The sequence below is a fragment of the Nostoc sp. genome (genome assembly GCF_036917615.1).
Lineage (GTDB): Bacteria > Cyanobacteriota > Cyanobacteriia > Cyanobacteriales > Nostocaceae > Nostoc.
Genome location: NZ_JBALCZ010000026.1, coordinates 99,843 through 118,163, shown reverse-complemented (window position 1 = coordinate 118,163; position 18,321 = coordinate 99,843). Strand labels below are relative to the sequence as shown.

Sequence of the window (18,321 nt, the reverse complement as noted above, 5' to 3'; positions counted from 1 at the left end):
TTGTTTTGTATTATGGCTAACTTCTGTAAGATATCCTTTCCAGGAAGTGATTTTGTTCCTATCACTGTGGAATCTCATCAAAATTTGTCTGAACATCTCACGATTCAGAATTCACCTGTTTTGTTTGGTTGTCGGACTGGTATTTGTGGCACTTGTTTGGTTGAGGTTATTGGTGATATTCCTCCTCCTCAACCTGATGAACAGGAAATGCTGGAGACATTAGCACTCAAAAATCCCAATGCACGATTAGCCTGCCAGCTAGACCTAACAGCTAATATCGCAATTCAGACATTAGAAAAATAAATTTGCTTAATACTCCAGTGTTTTTATACATCTTACCCATCATCAAGGCTATTGCTCTATTAAAACTGAACTGATGATTTATCAGCATCTTGGAAATTAGCCTTTTGATGATTTGAATTGCGAAAATTTGCACTTCCTAGAGAACCTATAAATATAGCCTTATCAAGATCGGCTTCTTCAAAGCTAGTGTCGTTAGTATAGGAATAGCAATTGTCAAATTCTGCTTCCTTGAGATTAGAACGACGGAAATTTGTATCCTGGAGCATTGATTTAAAAAATTTTGCCTTTCTAAGAAGGACATTCTCAAAAATAGCACTTGCAAGATTAACCTCTCGAAAAACTACTTCACTCATATCTGTTCTTCTATTTTTTCCACTGAAATTAGTACATTTGAGACTAGCTTCTTCAAAACTCGCTCCTTTAAGATAAGCATCACCAAAATCAGCCATATCAAGACTAATCATCAGACCTCTTTTACGAAAAACAGCGCCCTCTAGATCAGCATTTCTAAAATTGGCTCCGCCAATATCTGCCCCGCTAAAAATAGTATTCTTTAAGCTAGAACCTTCAAAATCAGCATTGGTTAATATTGCTTCACTGAAATCAATTCCATCGAATTTTTGCCCCCTGCCTCCACCCATATTTATCCGATGTACTCGCTTCCATTTTTCATCAAGCTTAGTAGTGTCGTCGATTATAGCATCTCTTAAATTTGTATGTTTGAGTTCAGCTTGACTCAGGTTAGCACCTTGTAATTCAGCTTTTACAAGAACGGCAAGCTTAAGCTTTGCACGATTGAGTTTTGCATACTTTAGATTGGCATATTTGAGATTGGCACTGGTTAGGTCTGAATCCTGTAAATCTGTTTTTTCTAAATAAGATTCATTCAGTAAAGCATTGTTTAACTTGGATTTATTTAACCTTGCTCCTTTAAAAACTGATCTTGTAAAATTTGTTCCTTGTAAATTTGCATTTGAAAGATTTGCATTTTCTAAATTAACGCCTGAAATTTTAGCTCCTCTCAAATCAGCGTTACTGAGTTTAGCCTTTTTCAGATCCGCACCTCTAATGTCACAAAAGCTAAGATCTATAACTATATCTCTCGGATCTTGCTTGTTATTACGTCTACAAATTACTGTTAATGCTGCCTGAATGTCAGTTGTTACTGAAATTGACTGCTCTGTTCTAATTTTTTTCAAAATTGATTGGTATGTAGATTCTCCTGACTGATTATCATCTACTTCAGGTTCTGGTTTAAATACTGATTTTCCTTTCAGTGATTGATCTCTAATATAAGATGTGAGAACTTCTATTACTGTCCAGTGTTCTTCTGGAGAACTCCGAGCGATTTGTTCGAGTGCAAAAATTCCACCTACTCTAACTCCTAATTCATTACTGCCTAGCTGATCGACGGCCTTAGCAAATCTTTCGGTTATCTGTTTTTTTTCTGAAGCTACTAGATTGAGCCATGCTGTATATGCAGTTACGAGAAAAAGTAACCCACTAATTAATTGAAATACAGAACTGTTAAACGTGTTCTGTAAAGTAAGAATATCACGCTTCATCGCAATATAGTCTTTAGGCTCAATCGGTTTATTCTGATTGACTTTGATTGAGTCTATTTGTTGTACAAAGGATTCAAGCTGATGTTTTTGACTGAACCAATAGCCTGCACCCACAACAATAGACACCACAATAAGTCCCATAGGAACAATATCTTTTAACTTAGGCATATTTACTCGCTTTTAGAATAAGGTTAATAGCAAATTCTATTTGATAAAACAGCTAACTGAGAGTGGTATGGAATAATTATTTAGACTGACTGTTTCAGTTTCATATCCTGATTCAGATAATTACTCAGCATAACACACCTGTATCATAAATCGGACGGCGAACTTTAGGATTACTTTATGCTAAACCTGTATCCTTATCTATAAATGATTGCTCTCTCCCACCCACCATGCAATTTGCAGATTTCTGGTACATTGTCGCACTCAGCGAACAGTTACAACTTAACAAAGTATTATCACGCACCGTTTTAGGAGAATGGTTAGCAATATTTCGTGGTGAAGATGGACAACCCGTAGCTTTGCGCGATCGCTGTTTACACCGCAATAGCCGTCTCTCATCAGGTAAAATCTGTAAGGGTGCTTTACAATGTCCCTATCATGGTTGGGTATATGACGGAGTTGGTAATGTTATTGCTGTTCCAGCCGAAGGAGATGATTTCAAACCTTCCCCACAGCGTCGAGCCAAGTGTTACGCTACCAAAGAACAGGATGGCTATGTGTATGTGCGGTTAACCGATGGCGTTGATTTTGAACCCTTTTCTATGCCTCACTACAAACAAACGGGATGGGAAACGGTGCGGGTAATTAACCGTTTTGCTAACAATGTTACTAATTGTGCAGAGAACTTTATTGATATTCCCCATACGGCTTTTGTTCATCCTGGTGTTTTCCGTACTTCCCGCAAACAAAAGTTAGAGATGACTGTAGAACGCTGTCATGGTTCGGTTTTGGTGGAGTATCGCAACGAAAACAGTAATTTGGGATGGTACAGTCGTTTTCTGAATTTGCAGAGTGCAGAGATTAAACATAGCGATCGCTTTTATATGCCAAATATTACCTCTGTGGAATATAAAATGGCACAGAATCGCCATTTATTCATTACCAGTCAATCTATTCCCGAAACCGATAATTCAACTCTGGTTTACACCGATGTCACCTATAACTACGGTATCTGGAATAAGTTAGCACGTCCCTTTGTGCAGTGGACTGCTCAACACATTATCTGCCAAGACGTGGAAATTTTGGGTATTCAGGGGGAAGCGATCGCTAAATACGGGACACAATTTTATAATACGTCTGCGGACACAATTCATATATTTCTAGAGTCAATTATAGCAGCTATATCTCGTGGAGAAGATCCGCGTTTATTGCCAAATCAATCAGTAAAAGTTACATTTTGGGTTTAAGAATAATTCGTAATTAATCAATATCAGTGTGAGCAATCAGAAGTGAGAATACAAAGCTTTGCACAATTACTAATTTTTGCTTTTTTTATCGGATTAGTTGGTTGGACTATTACCAATCAAGTTGGACGAACTCAACTTAAAATAAAAAGTCGTGAAGATTGGTTACTAGATGGTATAGGATTAACTATTCAAGGAATTTTGATTCCCTTACTACAAGCGACTTTAGTTTATTTTTTTTATCAACATTTACTACCCACTCAACAAGGATATTTAAAAGTCCCATTAATTACAAATTTTATTATCAGTTTTGTTGTAGTTGATTATTTATATTATTGGAATCATCGTTTATTACATACTAAATTTTTTTGGAAAGTTCATCAAGTCCATCATACTATTACTCAGATGGATGTATTAGGAACTTCTCGCAACACACTTTGGACAAGTTTGTTAATTGTTTATTTATGGATACACACTTTGTTTTTGTATCTGTTAGCCGATCCGACAGGTTATTTACTTGGAGTAAGTCTAACTTCTGCCTTAGATTTATGGAGACATAGCCGCTTGATGATTCCCACAAATACCAGGCTCTATCAATTATTATCTTCTTGGTTAATCTTACCCCAGGATCATACTTGGCATCATTGCCGCGAAATCTGCAATTATAACTATGGGGCTAATCTGAAAATTTGGGATAAGTTACATGGAACATATTATGAAAACAAAAAATTGCCATCTATGATTGGAATTCCTATCTCATTAAGCTTGGTAAAAAAACTTTTATTTCCATTTTAATGACAATTTTAAGTAAAATATTTTATTTTTTCCCGCCTTTATATTATTGCTAACTGGCGCAGCAATAGTCTATCTCGCCTATTCACCTAATATCTTCAGCATTCTAGCAGTGTTCCTTTCTATTTATGGGCTACCAGTGCTAGTTTACCGCTTGCATGAATGGGTTTATCCTGTGCAGGAAGGTATAAGTTATCTACTAGGTAAAGAATATAGTCCTTGGTGGGGTAGTCATCAAATCCAGGCAATTTATATTGCAATTCCAGCGTTGGAAGCAGTGCTGCGACTGATTCCAGGGGTATTTTCATGTTGGTTGCGATTGTGGGGTGCTAAAGTGGGGCGAGATGTGTACTGGACAACAAGATTGGAGATTGCCGATCGCAGTTTATTAGAAATTGGCGATCGCGTTGTTGTTAGGCATGGTGTCGGTATCTATTCTCACATCATTAAACCCCGCAAGCAAAATTTAATGTTGTATGTCAAAAAAGTCAAGATTGGCAGCAATGTTTTTGTGGGAGCCGGATCTAATCTTGCTCCCGGTGTAGTCATTGGTGATGGTTCTTATTTACCAGCAGCCACCAAACTTTATCCTAATCAGCAGGTGCAATAATGCGTCCGATTATTCAGCTTTTTGGGCAAATTCTCGCACCAACTGCGAGGCGATTTGATCAAGCTTTGGATAACCCAGAGTTAATGCAGATATCTGTAAAAAGGGAGATTTGCGATCGCTTAATCAAGAGTGAGTATGGCAAAACTTTGGGGATTCATTCTGTAGACGATTGGCAGCGTGTACCAATTGTAGATTATGATGCACTCGAACCCTGGTTAAATCACAAAAATCAGCAAATTGCCTTCACACCAGAACCCATTTTGTTCTATGAAAAAACCTCTGGTAGTAGTGGGGCAGTAAAATGGATTCCTTATACTCAATCTTTGCGGCGATCGTTTAATCAAATGTTTTGCGTCTGGGCGCATGATTTGATTGTACACGGCCCAAAATTTTCCACAGGTAAGATTTATGCTTGTATCTCGCCGCAATTAAATGTAGCGGATAGCCAAACTTTACAGGATGATCTAGATTACTTAGATGGCTGGTTGCGTTGGTTTTTGCGTCCTTGGTTGGTGATGCCAAATAAACTTAATCGGCTGCATGACGCGAACTTGTTTAAACATCAACTGGCTTTAGCATTATTAGAGGCTGAAAAACTAGAAATTATTTCTATTTGGAGTCCTAGTTTTCTACAAGTACATTTAAAATATATTCAAGAAAATCAGGATTTATTACGAGCAGAATTAAACAATCGGATGTCACGTAATCGCCTGCAACTCCTCACCAAAAGTAATATTCCCTGGATGCGACTCTGGCCAAATTTGAAGCTGATTTCTTGCTGGGATAGTGCCAATGCAGCAGATCAAGCTCAGGGATTGCGATTGCAATTTCCAGGTGTATTAATTCAAGGTAAAGGACTACTAGCAACCGAAGCACCAATAACAATTCCGTTGATTGTAGCTGGGGGATATGTTCCAGTTCTTGATGAAGTGTTTTTCGAGTTCGAGTCCGATACTGGTTCCCTGTATGGTTTACATGAACTCAATATTGGCAAGGAATACACGATCATTTTGTCGCAGAAAGTAGGTTTGTATCGTTATCGAATTGGCGATCGCATCCGGGTAACTCATTACTATCGCCACACTCCCTGTTTAGAGTTTCTTGGACGACATCAAGCCATTAGCGATTTGGTGGGCGAAAAGTTGCAAGAAACCTTTATCAATAATGCTCTTAGTCTGTTGAACTTGCAAGAAACTAATTTTAAAAGCTTGATGCCGATTGCCGAACCTCCACACTATATTCTATTACTAGATTCAGCAAAAGAAACCCCAGAAATTATTGCTCAACAACTGGATCAGGCTTTATCAGAATCACATCATTACAAAAGAGCGCGAGCGATCGGTCAACTTGCACCACCACAGGTTTTAATCTCTAGTCAAATTCCGGAAGTGTTAGTTTCCCATCGTATCCGCACTGGAAGTATTTGGGGAGGTATTAAGCATCCAATTCTTGCAACATCACCCATTAGCACTGAACTTTTACAAGAATTGAAGTTGAAAATTGCCCAGAAATAGCTTACCAAGCATTAGGGCGTGTTTTCAAACTCGCTGTATCCTAAAAAATAAGCGATGGCTGCGCCAACGTCTTCGACGAACGCAGGCAGGATGCATTCTTGACAGGTTAAAACAAAATTACTTTTTTCAATAGTAGTTATGCGATAAATTATCGAATCATCTGGGTATTTAATTAAACTTTGTACAGAGTTGTTGTTCTTAACAATATTTTTTGAATTTAGAATTGCTGCTCTTGGCTAAAGTTGTGGGGAGATGTCAAAACAATAGTATTGCCTCTGTTGACGATATCTCCAACAAGTTAACCCGGAATCTGAGTCAGAATTGGTAAGGTAATCACAAATTCTGTTCCTTGACCTGGGGTAGAATTCACATCCAAAGTTCCACCATGTTTTTCTACAATAGACTGAGCGATCGCTAGTCCTAAACCCGTACCTCTACCAACATCTTTGGTGGTAAAAAGATGGTCAAATACTTTTTGTTTTACTGATTCACTCATGCCTTTACCATTATCAGCAATCTTCACCTCTACCTGTTTCTCTTTCAATGAGGTGGTAATTGTAATTCGGTTGGAATTAGCTTTAATTTCTTTAAAACTCCGACCTGTATTTGATTCATCCAATGCATCAATGGCATTCGCTAAAATATTCATAAATACCTGATTTAATTGTCCTGGAAAGCATTCAATTTTCGGTAAATTGCCGTACTCATAGTTTACTTCAATGGCTGGACGTTCTTCGTTAGCTTTTAGGCGATGTTTGAGAATTAGAATCGTACTATCAATACCTTCATGGATATTAAATAGCACTTTGTAGGCTTGGTCTGCACGAGAGAAAGTGCGGAGACTGGTACTGATATTTTTGAGCCTGTCACACGCCATAGTCATCGAATCCATCATTTTAGGCAAATCTTCTAAGCTATATTCCAAGTCGATTTCTTCAGCATGGGTGAGAATTTCATTTCCAGGAGTAGGAAAGCTTTCTTCATATAATTTCAAGTGTTCGATAATATCAGCGAAGGTAGGTTTGGCTTGTTTGAGACTCGCAGCAATAAAACCCAAAGGATTATTCATTTCGTGAGCCACCCCTGCGACTAAGTTACCTAATGCAGACATCTTTTCACTTTGTACAATTTGTAATTGAGCGTGCTGAAGTTCTTGTAAAGCTGCTTCTAGCTGTTGAGCATATTCTAGCGAACGCTGATAAAGTCGGGCATTTTCTATAGAAATTGCCGCTTGAGCGCAAAGTAAGTTGAGCAGTTCGACGCGCTCATAGGTAAAGGTTCCAGTCACCAGATTGTTTTCTAGGTATAACACACCCAGCAACTTTCCTTGATGTAAAATCGGACTGCACAGAATACTTTTGGGCTGCTGTTGCTGAATGTAAGGGTCATGAATTAATTGCGGATGTACTGTGGCATCAATAATCACCACAGGTTGTAAGCTGTGTTTGACGGTATTAATTAAGCCAACTGGCACACCCGTTGACTCTTCAATTGGCTGTGAGTTGAGCAACATTGAGGAAAAATTGATTTTGGTATTTCCCTTGCTCTCTATAGCGGTAGCACTACTAGTAAGTTCTGCTAATGCTTGAATCCGTAAATTACCTGACTTCACAAGCATTAACACGCACTTATCTGCTCCGGCATTTTCAATAACGATATGCAGCAATGATGAAAGCAGTTTTTCGAGTTCGATTTCGCCTGAGATAGTTTGGGAAGCTTTGAGAATGGTAGCTAAATCTAGAGCCAAAGAGACACTGCTACTACTGAAAGTATGGTAAGTGGTAGCGGTCTCCAAGGTGAAGATAGTTTCGTTAGTTGAGAAAGGAAAACGGGTTTGCTCTAAGATGGGGGCGAGTAATTGGGGATAACGTTTTTCCAGATCGGCAACTTTGGCTTTGGCTCCCCAGCGTGCGTAGCAGTAGTAAGCTTCTTGCATATATGCTTGAGCCACTTTTTTTTTGCCCCAATCAAGGTAAAATTTAGCTGCTAGTTCGTTAGCCAGAGCTTCTTGTTGAATATATTCGTTTTCTTTAGCTCCAGCGATGGCGCGATCGTATAAGTCAAGTGCCTCAAATCGCTGACCTAAGACCCAATGACGCTCTGCCTCTACTAAATCAAATTGATGCTGAAAATTCATCGCTGCAACTATGGCTCGAACTTTTAGGTGTTTCTGATTTTCGTCAACCTTCAAGAGCAATTTTGCTTGTTCAGAGGGTTCAACTTTAGAATAGACAGATAGACGAGCCAAAGAATCGTAGTAATAGAAAACAGATACAGATAGCATTCCTGCACCACCTTTAAGGTAGCGCTCTCCTTTATCTCCATTGCTAACTGCCGCTAGAGCATCATCAAACAAGTAGCTAAAAATTAACTTAATTAGATAAAATTCATGGAGTGTAAACTGATCATTCTCTTTGAGTAGAGCAGGTACGAGTTTTTCCTCATTCCAGTATTCATCAATTAATAAATTTGAATTTTGACTATATTCAGTTATGACTTCAATCGTTTGTCGAAGAATACTAAATCGAATCGAAAAAGATTCGCTACTTACAAAATTAGACTCGAAAGTTTTGATTTCTTCTTGCAAAATATCTAAATTTTCTGCACTCATCAAATAGGTATAGAAAAGTCGGAAAAATGTTGATACAATTATATGTACAAAATCTCCAGCTTCTAGTCCAAAAATATAAGATTTTTTTAATAAATTGATGGCATCTTGGACAGGTAGCTTGTTAAATTGATTAAATGCAGCTACTTTAAAAATAGTCATGCTTTGAACAGATTTTACTTCAAATCTGTCTACAATTCTTAAAGCCAACTGCCCAAACTTGTAGCCTTTTTCTAGTTGATTTAATACTGCATTTAAAACAATAGCAAAGTCAGCGTATCCTGGTGCTGAGAGTGGTGCATTGCCGTATTTAAGCGATAAATTAACTTGTTCACAGGCAATAATCGGAAATAGGTGGGGAGCAGCCTGATGCACAGAGGGAGTGAGGCTGATCATAATTTTCAGGGCAACTAAAGCCTGAGGATCAGTCATCAGAGGTAGATCAATTAAGCTTTCAATCTGACGCTCTCCCAATATTGACAACGTGTTTTCTATAGCTTGGTGAATATCTGAAGGGGTAACAGATTCAGATAAGGGTATTCCAAGCTGTTGGAGAGTTTGACACCCAATCTCAATTGCTTTAAGCAGCTGCCCTTGTACCTGATAAGACTGGAGCTTAATTTCATAAACCTTCACTTTATCTAATAGAGTTGTCGCTCGTTGGAGCACAACTTTAATCAGCGATTCCATCTGCTCAAATTCATTACTGAGAAAGGCAACTTCAGCAGCAGCTTGATATAAATTTCGTGTCAAATCATTAGCAATTTCCCAGCCATCACTAATTACTAACTGAATACCCTGATTGAAATATTGTAGAGCTGCATCATAAGCGATCGCTTCTTTAGCTTTGTGACCTGCATTGAGATTGAGTTGAGCTAATTGCTGACGTTTACTTGGCTGGGTAATGAGTGGAATTGCACAATTGAAATGACCGACAATCTCAAAAAGCTGCTCTGCTTGCTGGGCTGATGACGTATTTTGTAAAAGTAATTGCCCGATTTGGAGATGGGTTAACTGTTTCTGTTCTTCTGGAATCATAGAAGAGGCAGCTTGTTGGATACGATCATGCAAAAATTTGTATATAACTGCCTTTTCTATTACGCTACGGTCAGCCGTTTGCGCGTCTATATTCTTTGTTATCTGGTCGCTGTTTTCTAATGACAAATGCTGATAAAACTTATAAGCTTCACTAGTAGGTAAAATTAATCCTTCTTGTAAAGCTTTCCATAAAATAGCTGCCGTTTCTATTTCGGATTGTTCTGAAACTATTGCCAAAGTTGCTAAATCAAACTGATTTCCAATACAAGCAGCTAACTGTAAGACTTGTTGAGTGGATTCAGGGAATCTGCGTAATTGACCCACCATATATTCTACGACATCATCTGTAACTGCTTGCTGATTTACTTGTGTAAGATCACATTCCCAACAACCGGAATCAAAGTCAAATTTAATGAGTTTCTCTTGATGCAATCCTTTGAGAAATTGTGTTGCAAAAAACGGATTACCTTGAGTTTTTTGATAGATCAATTGAGAAAGAGGCGATGATAAATTTTCTGTACATTTCAGTGTGTCAGCAACTAACTGATTCACTTGGCTTTGACTCAGTGGTTTTAAAGTAATTGTATTAATCGTTGCTTGCGTTTTTTGAATCTCGCTCAAAGTCAACATTAATGGATGTCCTGGATTGACTTCGTTATCACGATATGCACCAACTAACAAAAGATAACCTGTATCAGCTATCAATAGCTGCATTAAGTTTAGGGATGCCGAATCTGCCCATTGCAAATCATCTAAAAACATTACTAATGGATGTTCAGCACTAGTAAAGACTTGGGTAAACTTTTGGAATAATAAATTAAATCTATTTTGTGCCGCAGCTCCTGATAATTCTAGAGCAGGTGGTTGTTCACCAATAATTCTTGATAATTCGGGGATAACTTCAATAATTATCTGTCCATTTTCCCCAATAGCTGCTAATATCTGGCTTTTCCATTGCTGGATTTGAGCATCATTTAGAGTTAACAATTGCCAGATTAAATCTCGAAATGCTTGCACAAAGGCACTCAAGGGAATATTACGTTGAAATTGGTCATATTTCCCTTTGATAAAATAACCGCGTTGACGAACAAGGGGTTTATGAACTTCGTTAATAATTGCCGTTTTCCCAATCCCCGAAAAGCCAGCTACCAGCATTATTTCTGTCGCACCTTTGCTGACTCGCTCAAATGCTTGCAGGAGGGTTCCCACTTCTGTTTCTCGTCCATAGAGTTGATTAGGGATAATAAAGCGATCGCACACATCTCGTTGAGCAATTGGGAAACTCTTAATTTTGCCTGTTGACTGAAGTTGAGTTAAACAATTTTCTAAATCAAATTTAATTCCTAATGCACTTTGATAACGCTCTTCGGCATTTTTAGCCATCAATTTGATTACGATGTCACAGAGAACTTGGGGAATCTCTTTTCTGTTCTCTATTAAGAGTTCCTCCGTCCCTTGCGCGTCTCCCTTAGGAGAAGTTCTGCTCGCCGTCAGCTAGTGCTCAGTCTTCTCTCTATTCCCTAAAAGTGGTACTTGTTTAGCAATATGACAATGCACTAACTCCATCATATCGTTTGATTGAAAGGGTAACTCTCCTGTAAGTAATTCATAGAAAGTGATACCTAAAGAATAAAAATCAGTCCGGTAATCCATCCCTCGATTCATTCTTCCTGTTTGTTCTGGAGAAATATAAGCGAGTGTCCCTTCTAACACATTGGGACTGATGAGCGTTTGAGTTGATCGTGGTAGTAAAGATGCAATACTAAAGTCAATTAATTTAACTTGTTTGGTTTCTGGATTAATTAAAATATTCGCGGGTTTAATATCTTTATGAATAATCTGAGCGCGGTACAGTATATCTAAGCTATTGCACAGGGCGATCGCTATCTGTAAAAATTCCGTGAGATTTCGTAGACTTTTCCCTGTTCCCCATTCTTTAAGAGAAATTCCCCCAAAGTCTTCCATCACTAACGCATAACCATTTTGGTATGTTACCAGACTGTAGGTTTGGATGATTAGAGGTGAGTTGAGATTTTTGGTAATGGTGTATTGATTGCGAAACGACAAGAGTTCCGAGAAGCTAGGATAATGATTTTTCAGTAGTTTAATCACCACAGCTTTATGATCAGTCTCTCGATACCCACGATAAACTAGAGTTCTCGAACCATTGTAGATTTCTTCTGTTGCGTAGTATCCGGGAATACTGACAAGAGTGCTGACCATGTTGCTAAATTCTGGTGATTTTCAATTTATTGTTCCCAAATTAGTAAAGCCAGTTTGATGTCAGGTAGTAAACATTATTGTGGCTTAACTTTAGATTCATACAAAGAGAAAATTCTCCAGAATAATCAGATGACTGCGTTTTAGATTCGTATTGACAGAGAAACGGGTAAGCGGGGGGCACAGAAAGACTGGACATTGGATGCCTCTTGTCAGATTGAGGCGCAGCGCAATTGGTCGAGCTAGTTTTAAATTGCCTGGATTGTGAACAAGCGCCATTTGGCAAAGGAACGCTGGTAAGATTTCGTGGACAAAACGCTCAAATATTGCACCCAGCATTTACCATAGCGTCTGCACTTTACTGCTTGCGATCGCATTGCTTTATTATCCGGCTATTTGTCAAGTTGACAGGGCTAGGGTACACCCTCACCCGCTCAATTAGGACTCAAGTGTTGCAATTGGTAAGCGTATATAAATCCATCCTTAACTCCAATTGCCCACTTTAACGTGCTTCAAGTCCATTGTCAAAACACTGAAATTATTTGTGATACTCATTTCGGGTAGCAGTCCAGATTACTATTTAGAACAGGGCTATAGCAATCCTAAATGAGTCGTGAAAATCTCCGATTCCTCTCTCTGCGCTCTCTGCGCTCTCTGCGCCTCTACGGTTAATTTATTTCTACAAATGATTTAGGACTGCTATATTTCATTCTAAAAGCTTGCTTGAGTGTGTCTAATCCAAAAGAACATAATCTTTGAACATGCGCCATGTTTTAAAATATTTGAGAGCGATATAAATTAAGAGTAAAATTCCGAGCGATTGCAAAAATCTCAGGTAAAGGTTTAGTGCGGATTCTAGAACTATCTTCTCCTTGAGTTACATCTCGAACATAATGAATTTTATTCTCAACACCCCAATATCCTCGGATGCGTTCACCAAACTCTTGTGCTGTTGCACTTAAAGAAGAGATGCGATCGCGCACATATAAAGAACGCGATCGCTTGTCTGATGAGCCGGACTGACTCGCCGGCGAAACGGGTTAAGCCAGCAGTAAGAGGAGGTCTAAATACCCTTATGTAACATAGTTACGAATTACGGATTTTTAAAGATCGGTGTTTGTAACGGACTATGCATAGTAGAACAATTAGCAATACAAGCGCTTTGATCATTGATGGCTCCACTACCTTTTTCACTTCCGTAGGAGTTTTAGGAGTAACATTACATGGAATCTCAATGATCTGTGTGTGATCAGAACCATTACCACTAGGAGTCAGATCGCATTCGCCTTTGCTGGTGAGAGACAAAGGTGTAAGTGTATTTCCTGAAGAAACAGATGCTTGATCTGAGGAACTATCGCCATTCAGTAGTAAAAGCAGAATTAAACCAAGACCCCCAATTCCAATTATTGGCCAGAGTGGAAAGGAATCAGAACTGTCTTGTACCAAAACATCTCCCACAGAGCCAGGGAAAGTATCGAGTCCCATAGCTTCTCCCTCCAACGCTATTGGATTGTCACTCAGCAAAATATCTCCTGCGACATCTTCTCCCAAAAGCTGATTCAATTCCTGTGGAATCGCGTTATTGGGACGTCCGAGTTCCCCACCATCTTCGGAGTATGGAAAGGATAGTACTTCAAAAATCCTCTGTTGGAGTTGATTGTGATCTCCAGAACTCAACGCATCCAAACCTGTAGAGATTTTATCTAAATAAAAATTAGTCATCTGTGGCGACAAACCCAGAGACTGAATCTGCTCCTTAATGTTGGAAATTTTTGAGGCCTCCTCAAACAGCAATCGTCCGTATGACAATTTCAAGTCTAGTAATCCATTACGGAGGCTGACCGAGTTATTGACTCCTGAGTATGGTGACCAGTAAAACTGCTTGGTTACAAGTCCAAGTCCTTCTACTGGGTTGCGACCAAAAGGTTGTCCAAGAAGGTATTGAGATCCATCCATGATTGCGGGGGATTGGTTTCTCCAAAATGAGGCGAAAGGCACCGCAGAGAGATTGGGATTGTTACCGTAAAAGCTAGCGAAATTCTGGAAGTTTTTCTCCCCACCTGCCGCTCGGATCAGGAGATTTTGATAGCTAGTCCCGTTATTTAACTCCACTAATCGTTGGATTACCGATCCAGTTTTATTGCAGGTCAGACCAAATCCCACATTACATGCAGGAATTACTCGCATCTGGCTGAGATTCTGGTTATTGATTTGATATTGGAGATACTCATACTCTAGTCCTTGTTGGATACCATAGCGTCCAATATTAAGCTGTGCAAAAGCAGACTGGTACGTAGTGAGTACTACTGCAACAGATGAGAATGCGATGGTCGCAAAGCCAACCGCCTTCAGCATCACAATTCTTTGAACAATTGATTTAGGCAAGATGCACCTCCACTAAACGACAGCAATTTAATTGGGCATGGGGCATTGCTTATTTATCTGCATCTCCCTCATCCCCCAGTCCCCACTCCCCAGTTCAACTCTTAGGTAAATAAATGTTGATCGTGATTCCGGTACCTTTAAGACCTCCTGATGAGAGTGTGTGATATAAGACCAATGCCCGGTTTGGTTGGTCGAAAAGAAACCCCCGATGCGTGGGTTTGATTTTCCCTTGCTTTACTAAGGAAACGAAGGCTTCTAAATACCTACGTATACCTTGACGGTTCTCTTGACTAGTATTCATATGACGCTCAATCAGCATCATAAAGAAGTCCAAGCTACGATTTTCCTGCCCTTGAATCAGACTGCCCTGATCTAGGAAAGAACTTGCTATGAGCCTGCTATCAACTTGTTTAACTTTAAACAGAGTAAAGTAACGCCCTTCTTTTTTAGGATCGTTTGCATAACAGACCCAGGAACCCTCTTGATTCTGTGTAAAACCCTGTTCAGCAAGGTAAGAAAGCAAAGAATTACTTGCCTTGGTTTGTGGTGGAGGTAATAAATCTTCAATCGGATCTAAAGAGCAAATCCTCTGCGTTGTTTTCCGTTGAGAAGCAGCAGGAGGCTGCTGGGTATAGACACGTAGAGGCTTGTCATCAGACATTGCCATGCTAGACATCGTAGCCAATGCAGATACTTGGAGAACGAGCGCTCCAAACAAACGAACAATGATATTCATGTTTTTCCTGTTACTCTTGCTTACGTTGTTAATAATCGAGTCGTTACTAAATCAGGATTGATTTAGCCTTACTTAATCATTTGTTAAATTTAAGAGTTTGCCTCATTTGGTCGAGCGTAGGCTAAGTTTTCACCAATCAAATAGGACTTTTATATAGCTAACTAAGCATAAAGAGAATCAGTATCTAAATAAAACACACAATAATAATGTATTATTGACAATAAAAATTGAGCTTTTTGATATTTTTACATATACAAAAAACAATTGACATCGGGTCAAAACTTTTTATTTACTATTGTCTAATTTTTTTTACCATTATCAGAGGGTTTTATACCTTCCTAGCTGGCTATATATGATTCCTAAAAAAGGGCTTTGTTGGCTCTTTAGTACCTTATATAAGCAGACTTGCAAAAGCTCTGTGCTTTGCACGTTGGTGCTTTTGTTGATTTCCTGGGTGGGTTGAATAACTTTTTGTTTTTGGAGGCAGCACACCTAACTAGCTATTTCAGCATGGTGACAATTTGATGTATAAAATAATATCTCATGACAGTAAAATAATATTACCATGAGCTTGAGACATGCAACAGGATTGTGGACAGTTGTCAAAGTTGTACACGGTGAATTCTAACCACCTCTTCATTAAATTTCATGGCAAATAGCTGAGAGCCAAAGTCAATACACAACACAGAGCGCTCATGGTCGGATTGAAATTCGTCAATACTGGAGTGTCCCTGTTGAGCAACTAGAGGAACTACCAAATCAAGAAAAATGGCTAGGACTTCGGAGTGTAGGAATGGTAGTATGTGAGCGCAGGCTTTGGAATAAAACAACAATTGAAGTTCGCTTGTATATTAGCAGTTTAGAGCATGATGCATCGGTATTAGCCCATGCTGTACGTAGTCATTGGGGAATAGAGAATTCTGTACATTGGGTACTATATATGACATTTTTTTTATGTTCGCGAAGCGGCTCTGAAAGAGCAGATGCCAGCCGCATCCGTAAAGACAATGCCCCTTTAAATTAATAGCTTAATGTCTTAAATAAAACTTAATCGCCGAGTAAAATACGTATAAAGAATATACTTTGATCACTAACCCAAATTGCTAGTTATGCTGCCGAGCGATCGCATCAAACAAAGTTAAATTAGATTACTAAGTATAAAATTTACGATTTAGCTATAGCAATCCGAAATCATTCGTGAGAAAATACGTATAAATATTAATGTAATATATAAGACTAAATACAGGGTGTACTAATGTGGATGCTTTAGCGAAGGTCACTGAAGGTATCGCTAACAGAGTTTATCGAAAAGAGCCAAGACAAGCGTGAGGTCAAAAGAGCGATGCCTTCTCTTTCAGAGACGCTACCGCGAACGGCAAGGCTTCTCTACGAGAGGCTACGCCAACGCCAACGCAGTCAAGATGTTACTCTCAGGATACAAGCACCTCTGCAATTATGCCAATAGAGCGTTGGCGCAGCCCGCCACAGGCATCGCTCGATATGGCGGTTACTTGAACCTATCCCACTATTTTAAAAATCCCTACTTCTTTTCGTAAAATGTGCTTGAAAACCTTGATTTTTCGTTTTCAGTTCTCAATAAGCTTAAGCTTTGTAGCAGAAATATTATTAGTGGGATAGGTTCAAGTAACATCGACGTAATACTCTCATTGGTATCTAGGTACTATAGCGAAGTTGGTTAAAATTGCACTACCTCTGTGTTCGCCTCTGGTCTCGTAGAGAGAGTTGGCAGCGATCTTGAGAGACTTAACGGGAAAAGTCAGCTTGAATAACCACTACCAATCACTTTTTCTACTACTCATTTGCAGCAAACTGAATTATGGGATGCGATCGCAAAAATTGGATATTAAAGCTTTCTCTGCTTGATGGGTTGAGCCGGATTACCTGCATAAATAGTCATCGGCTCTAGTGAACTGCCGGTAACGCCACCTAAAGTCAGTATTGCTCCCCGACCAACAGTGACTCCTGGGCCAATTACGGACTTGGCAGCAATCCAACTACTCTCTTGAATATGGATTGGAGCATCAATCAATTTAAAATCGGGATGATTCCAGTCATGATTTCCTGTGCAGAGATAGACCCCTTGAGATAGACAAACATGGCTTTCGATGGTGACAGGAGCAAGGTTATCTATCCATGCATCTTCTCCAATCCAAACAAAATCACCAATGTATAACCGCCAAGGAAATTTTACCCGCACTCCAGGTTTAATGCGGACACCTTGACCGATTTGAGCTCCAAAACTGCGGAGTACCCAAAGCTTAAAAGCTGAAAATGGTAGCCAATAACTTTCAACTAAGGGCGACCCAACGAAATACCAAAGAAGTTGCTTCCAGTATGGTGCGCCTGGAGTGTAATTGCCGACTGTGTATTGATCTAGACGCATGGGGTGGGTAAACAAGAGTAGGTTCAAATAATTCGTAATTGATAATACTCGCCTCCGGCGAGAAGCAAGCTACGTAATTCGTAATTGAATTCTTAACTACGAATGACGAATTACGAATTAGTAATTAGTTAAAGGCTGGCTCCTGTATGACCTGTGACGATCCAAAGCAGGGAGCAATATCACGAATAATATGCAGGAGGGATTCTTAAGTTCGGTTCGATGGTACGATGATCGGAGTAAAGGCAATGCCTTGACTAGCAAGGATAAGGGTAGCGATCGCCTTGGCTCTGGGCATGTGATAATCTGAAGTAATTAGAAATAGGTGTTGTCTTTGCTATTGCTGGAAAACCCTTACTAAGGTAGTAAAGTTAGTCACAGTATCTGTAGCACGGTAATCAAGGTAAACCCGGCTATCCGCAATACCTGCGTCTTGGAAAATTGCCCGTGATTTGTTGGGAGGGCTGCCAGAAGAAACCCAAATTTTTAGGACTGGATGAAATTCGGCAAACTGGGCAGCGAATTCTTCTCTGTCTTCGCCACCACCAAGCACCAGGATAGCTTGGGTTGGGGCGCTTGGTAGTAGGCGATCGCTAACCGTACTGGAATGAACAGTAGCATTACGATAATCAATGCTGCTAGGGCTAAAAAGACCATTTCTTTTACATTTGTGACGATCAGAAGATTTCACCAAATATACTGATTTCTCCTGTCGTTTAGCCCTCAATATTGTCAAACTG

The 18,321-nt window shown here is 39.4% G+C and carries 13 protein-coding genes and 1 pseudogene; 7 read left to right on the top strand and 7 right to left on the bottom strand.

Features of this window, described 5'->3' with window-relative positions; genetic code table 11:
• The first annotated feature begins 12 nt into the window (after window positions 1–12).
• Window positions 13–303 carry a 2Fe-2S iron-sulfur cluster-binding protein gene (locus V7K85_RS08940; RefSeq protein WP_334812818.1) on the top strand — a complete coding sequence of 97 codons (291 nt, stop codon included), beginning with the start codon at window positions 13–15 and terminating at the stop codon, window positions 301–303.
• Between the two features lie 59 nt (window positions 304–362).
• Here V7K85_RS08940 and V7K85_RS08935 read toward each other — a convergent pair whose 3' ends face one another.
• Window positions 363–2,036 carry a pentapeptide repeat-containing protein gene (locus V7K85_RS08935; RefSeq protein ID WP_334812815.1) on the bottom strand — a complete coding sequence of 558 codons (1,674 nt, stop codon included), beginning with the start codon at window positions 2,034–2,036 and terminating at the stop codon, window positions 363–365.
• Between the two features lie 227 nt (window positions 2,037–2,263).
• On the opposite strand from V7K85_RS08935, the gene V7K85_RS08930 reads away from it, so the two are divergent.
• From V7K85_RS08930 to V7K85_RS08915, 4 genes are read left to right on the top strand one after another with little or no spacing between them, the layout of a single operon-like run.
• A complete protein-coding gene (locus tag V7K85_RS08930; RefSeq protein WP_334812813.1) occupies window positions 2,264–3,280 on the top strand; it encodes an aromatic ring-hydroxylating dioxygenase subunit alpha in 1,017 nt (338 codons plus the stop codon).
• A gap of 42 nt (window positions 3,281–3,322) precedes the next feature.
• Window positions 3,323–4,072 carry a sterol desaturase family protein gene (locus V7K85_RS08925; protein ID WP_334812812.1) on the top strand — a complete coding sequence of 250 codons (750 nt, stop codon included), beginning with the start codon at window positions 3,323–3,325 and terminating at the stop codon, window positions 4,070–4,072.
• A 46-nt stretch (window positions 4,073–4,118) separates the two neighbouring features.
• On the top strand, window positions 4,119–4,679 hold the full coding sequence (locus V7K85_RS08920; protein ID WP_334812811.1) for an acyltransferase: 561 nt from the start codon (window positions 4,119–4,121) through the stop codon (window positions 4,677–4,679).
• Window positions 4,679–6,193, top strand: a complete 1,515-nt coding sequence (locus V7K85_RS08915; RefSeq protein ID WP_334812810.1) for a GH3 family domain-containing protein — start codon at window positions 4,679–4,681, stop codon at window positions 6,191–6,193. Before V7K85_RS08920 ends, V7K85_RS08915 begins: the two co-directional genes overlap by 1 nt.
• A 298-nt stretch (window positions 6,194–6,491) precedes the next feature.
• Here V7K85_RS08915 and V7K85_RS08910 read toward each other — a convergent pair whose 3' ends face one another.
• The 4 genes from V7K85_RS08910 to V7K85_RS08900 all read right to left on the bottom strand — a co-directional run bounded on the left by V7K85_RS08910 (window position 6,492) and on the right by V7K85_RS08900 (window position 15,180).
• Window positions 6,492–11,222: a trifunctional serine/threonine-protein kinase/ATP-binding protein/sensor histidine kinase gene (locus tag V7K85_RS08910; RefSeq protein WP_442940562.1), complete on the bottom strand. Its 4,731-nt coding sequence runs from the start codon at window positions 11,220–11,222 to the stop codon at window positions 6,492–6,494.
• Window positions 11,223–11,333: 111 nt separating this feature from the next.
• Window positions 11,334–12,062: a serine/threonine protein kinase gene (locus tag V7K85_RS36435; protein ID WP_442940561.1), complete on the bottom strand. Its 729-nt coding sequence runs from the start codon at window positions 12,060–12,062 to the stop codon at window positions 11,334–11,336.
• A 1,083-nt stretch (window positions 12,063–13,145) separates the two neighbouring features.
• On the bottom strand, window positions 13,146–14,444 hold the full coding sequence (locus V7K85_RS08905; RefSeq protein ID WP_334812809.1) for a hypothetical protein: 1,299 nt from the start codon (window positions 14,442–14,444) through the stop codon (window positions 13,146–13,148).
• Between the two features lie 94 nt (window positions 14,445–14,538).
• Window positions 14,539–15,180: a hypothetical protein gene (locus V7K85_RS08900; RefSeq protein ID WP_334812808.1), complete on the bottom strand. Its 642-nt coding sequence runs from the start codon at window positions 15,178–15,180 to the stop codon at window positions 14,539–14,541.
• Between the two features lie 643 nt (window positions 15,181–15,823).
• On the opposite strand from V7K85_RS08900, the gene V7K85_RS08895 reads away from it, so the two are divergent.
• Entirely contained in the window at window positions 15,824–16,204 is a 381-nt protein-coding gene (locus V7K85_RS08895; RefSeq protein WP_334812982.1) for an ISAs1 family transposase, read from the top strand.
• A gap of 318 nt (window positions 16,205–16,522) precedes the next feature.
• The gene (locus V7K85_RS08890; protein WP_334812807.1) at window positions 16,523–16,645 is read left to right on the top strand and encodes a hypothetical protein; all 123 of its coding nucleotides are present in this window, start codon (window positions 16,523–16,525) and stop codon (window positions 16,643–16,645) included.
• A gap of 399 nt (window positions 16,646–17,044) precedes the next feature.
• Here the strand turns inward: V7K85_RS08890 and V7K85_RS08885 are convergent, their stop codons facing one another.
• Together V7K85_RS08885 and V7K85_RS08880 are read right to left on the bottom strand one after the other, a co-directional pair.
• Window positions 17,045–17,584, bottom strand: a complete 540-nt coding sequence (locus V7K85_RS08885) for a WcaF family extracellular polysaccharide biosynthesis acetyltransferase (RefSeq protein WP_334812806.1) — start codon at window positions 17,582–17,584, stop codon at window positions 17,045–17,047.
• Window positions 17,585–17,712: 128 nt separating this feature from the next.
• Window positions 17,713–18,238: pseudogene (locus V7K85_RS08880) on the bottom strand (YdcF family protein).
• Between the last annotated feature and the right edge of the window lie 83 nt (window positions 18,239–18,321).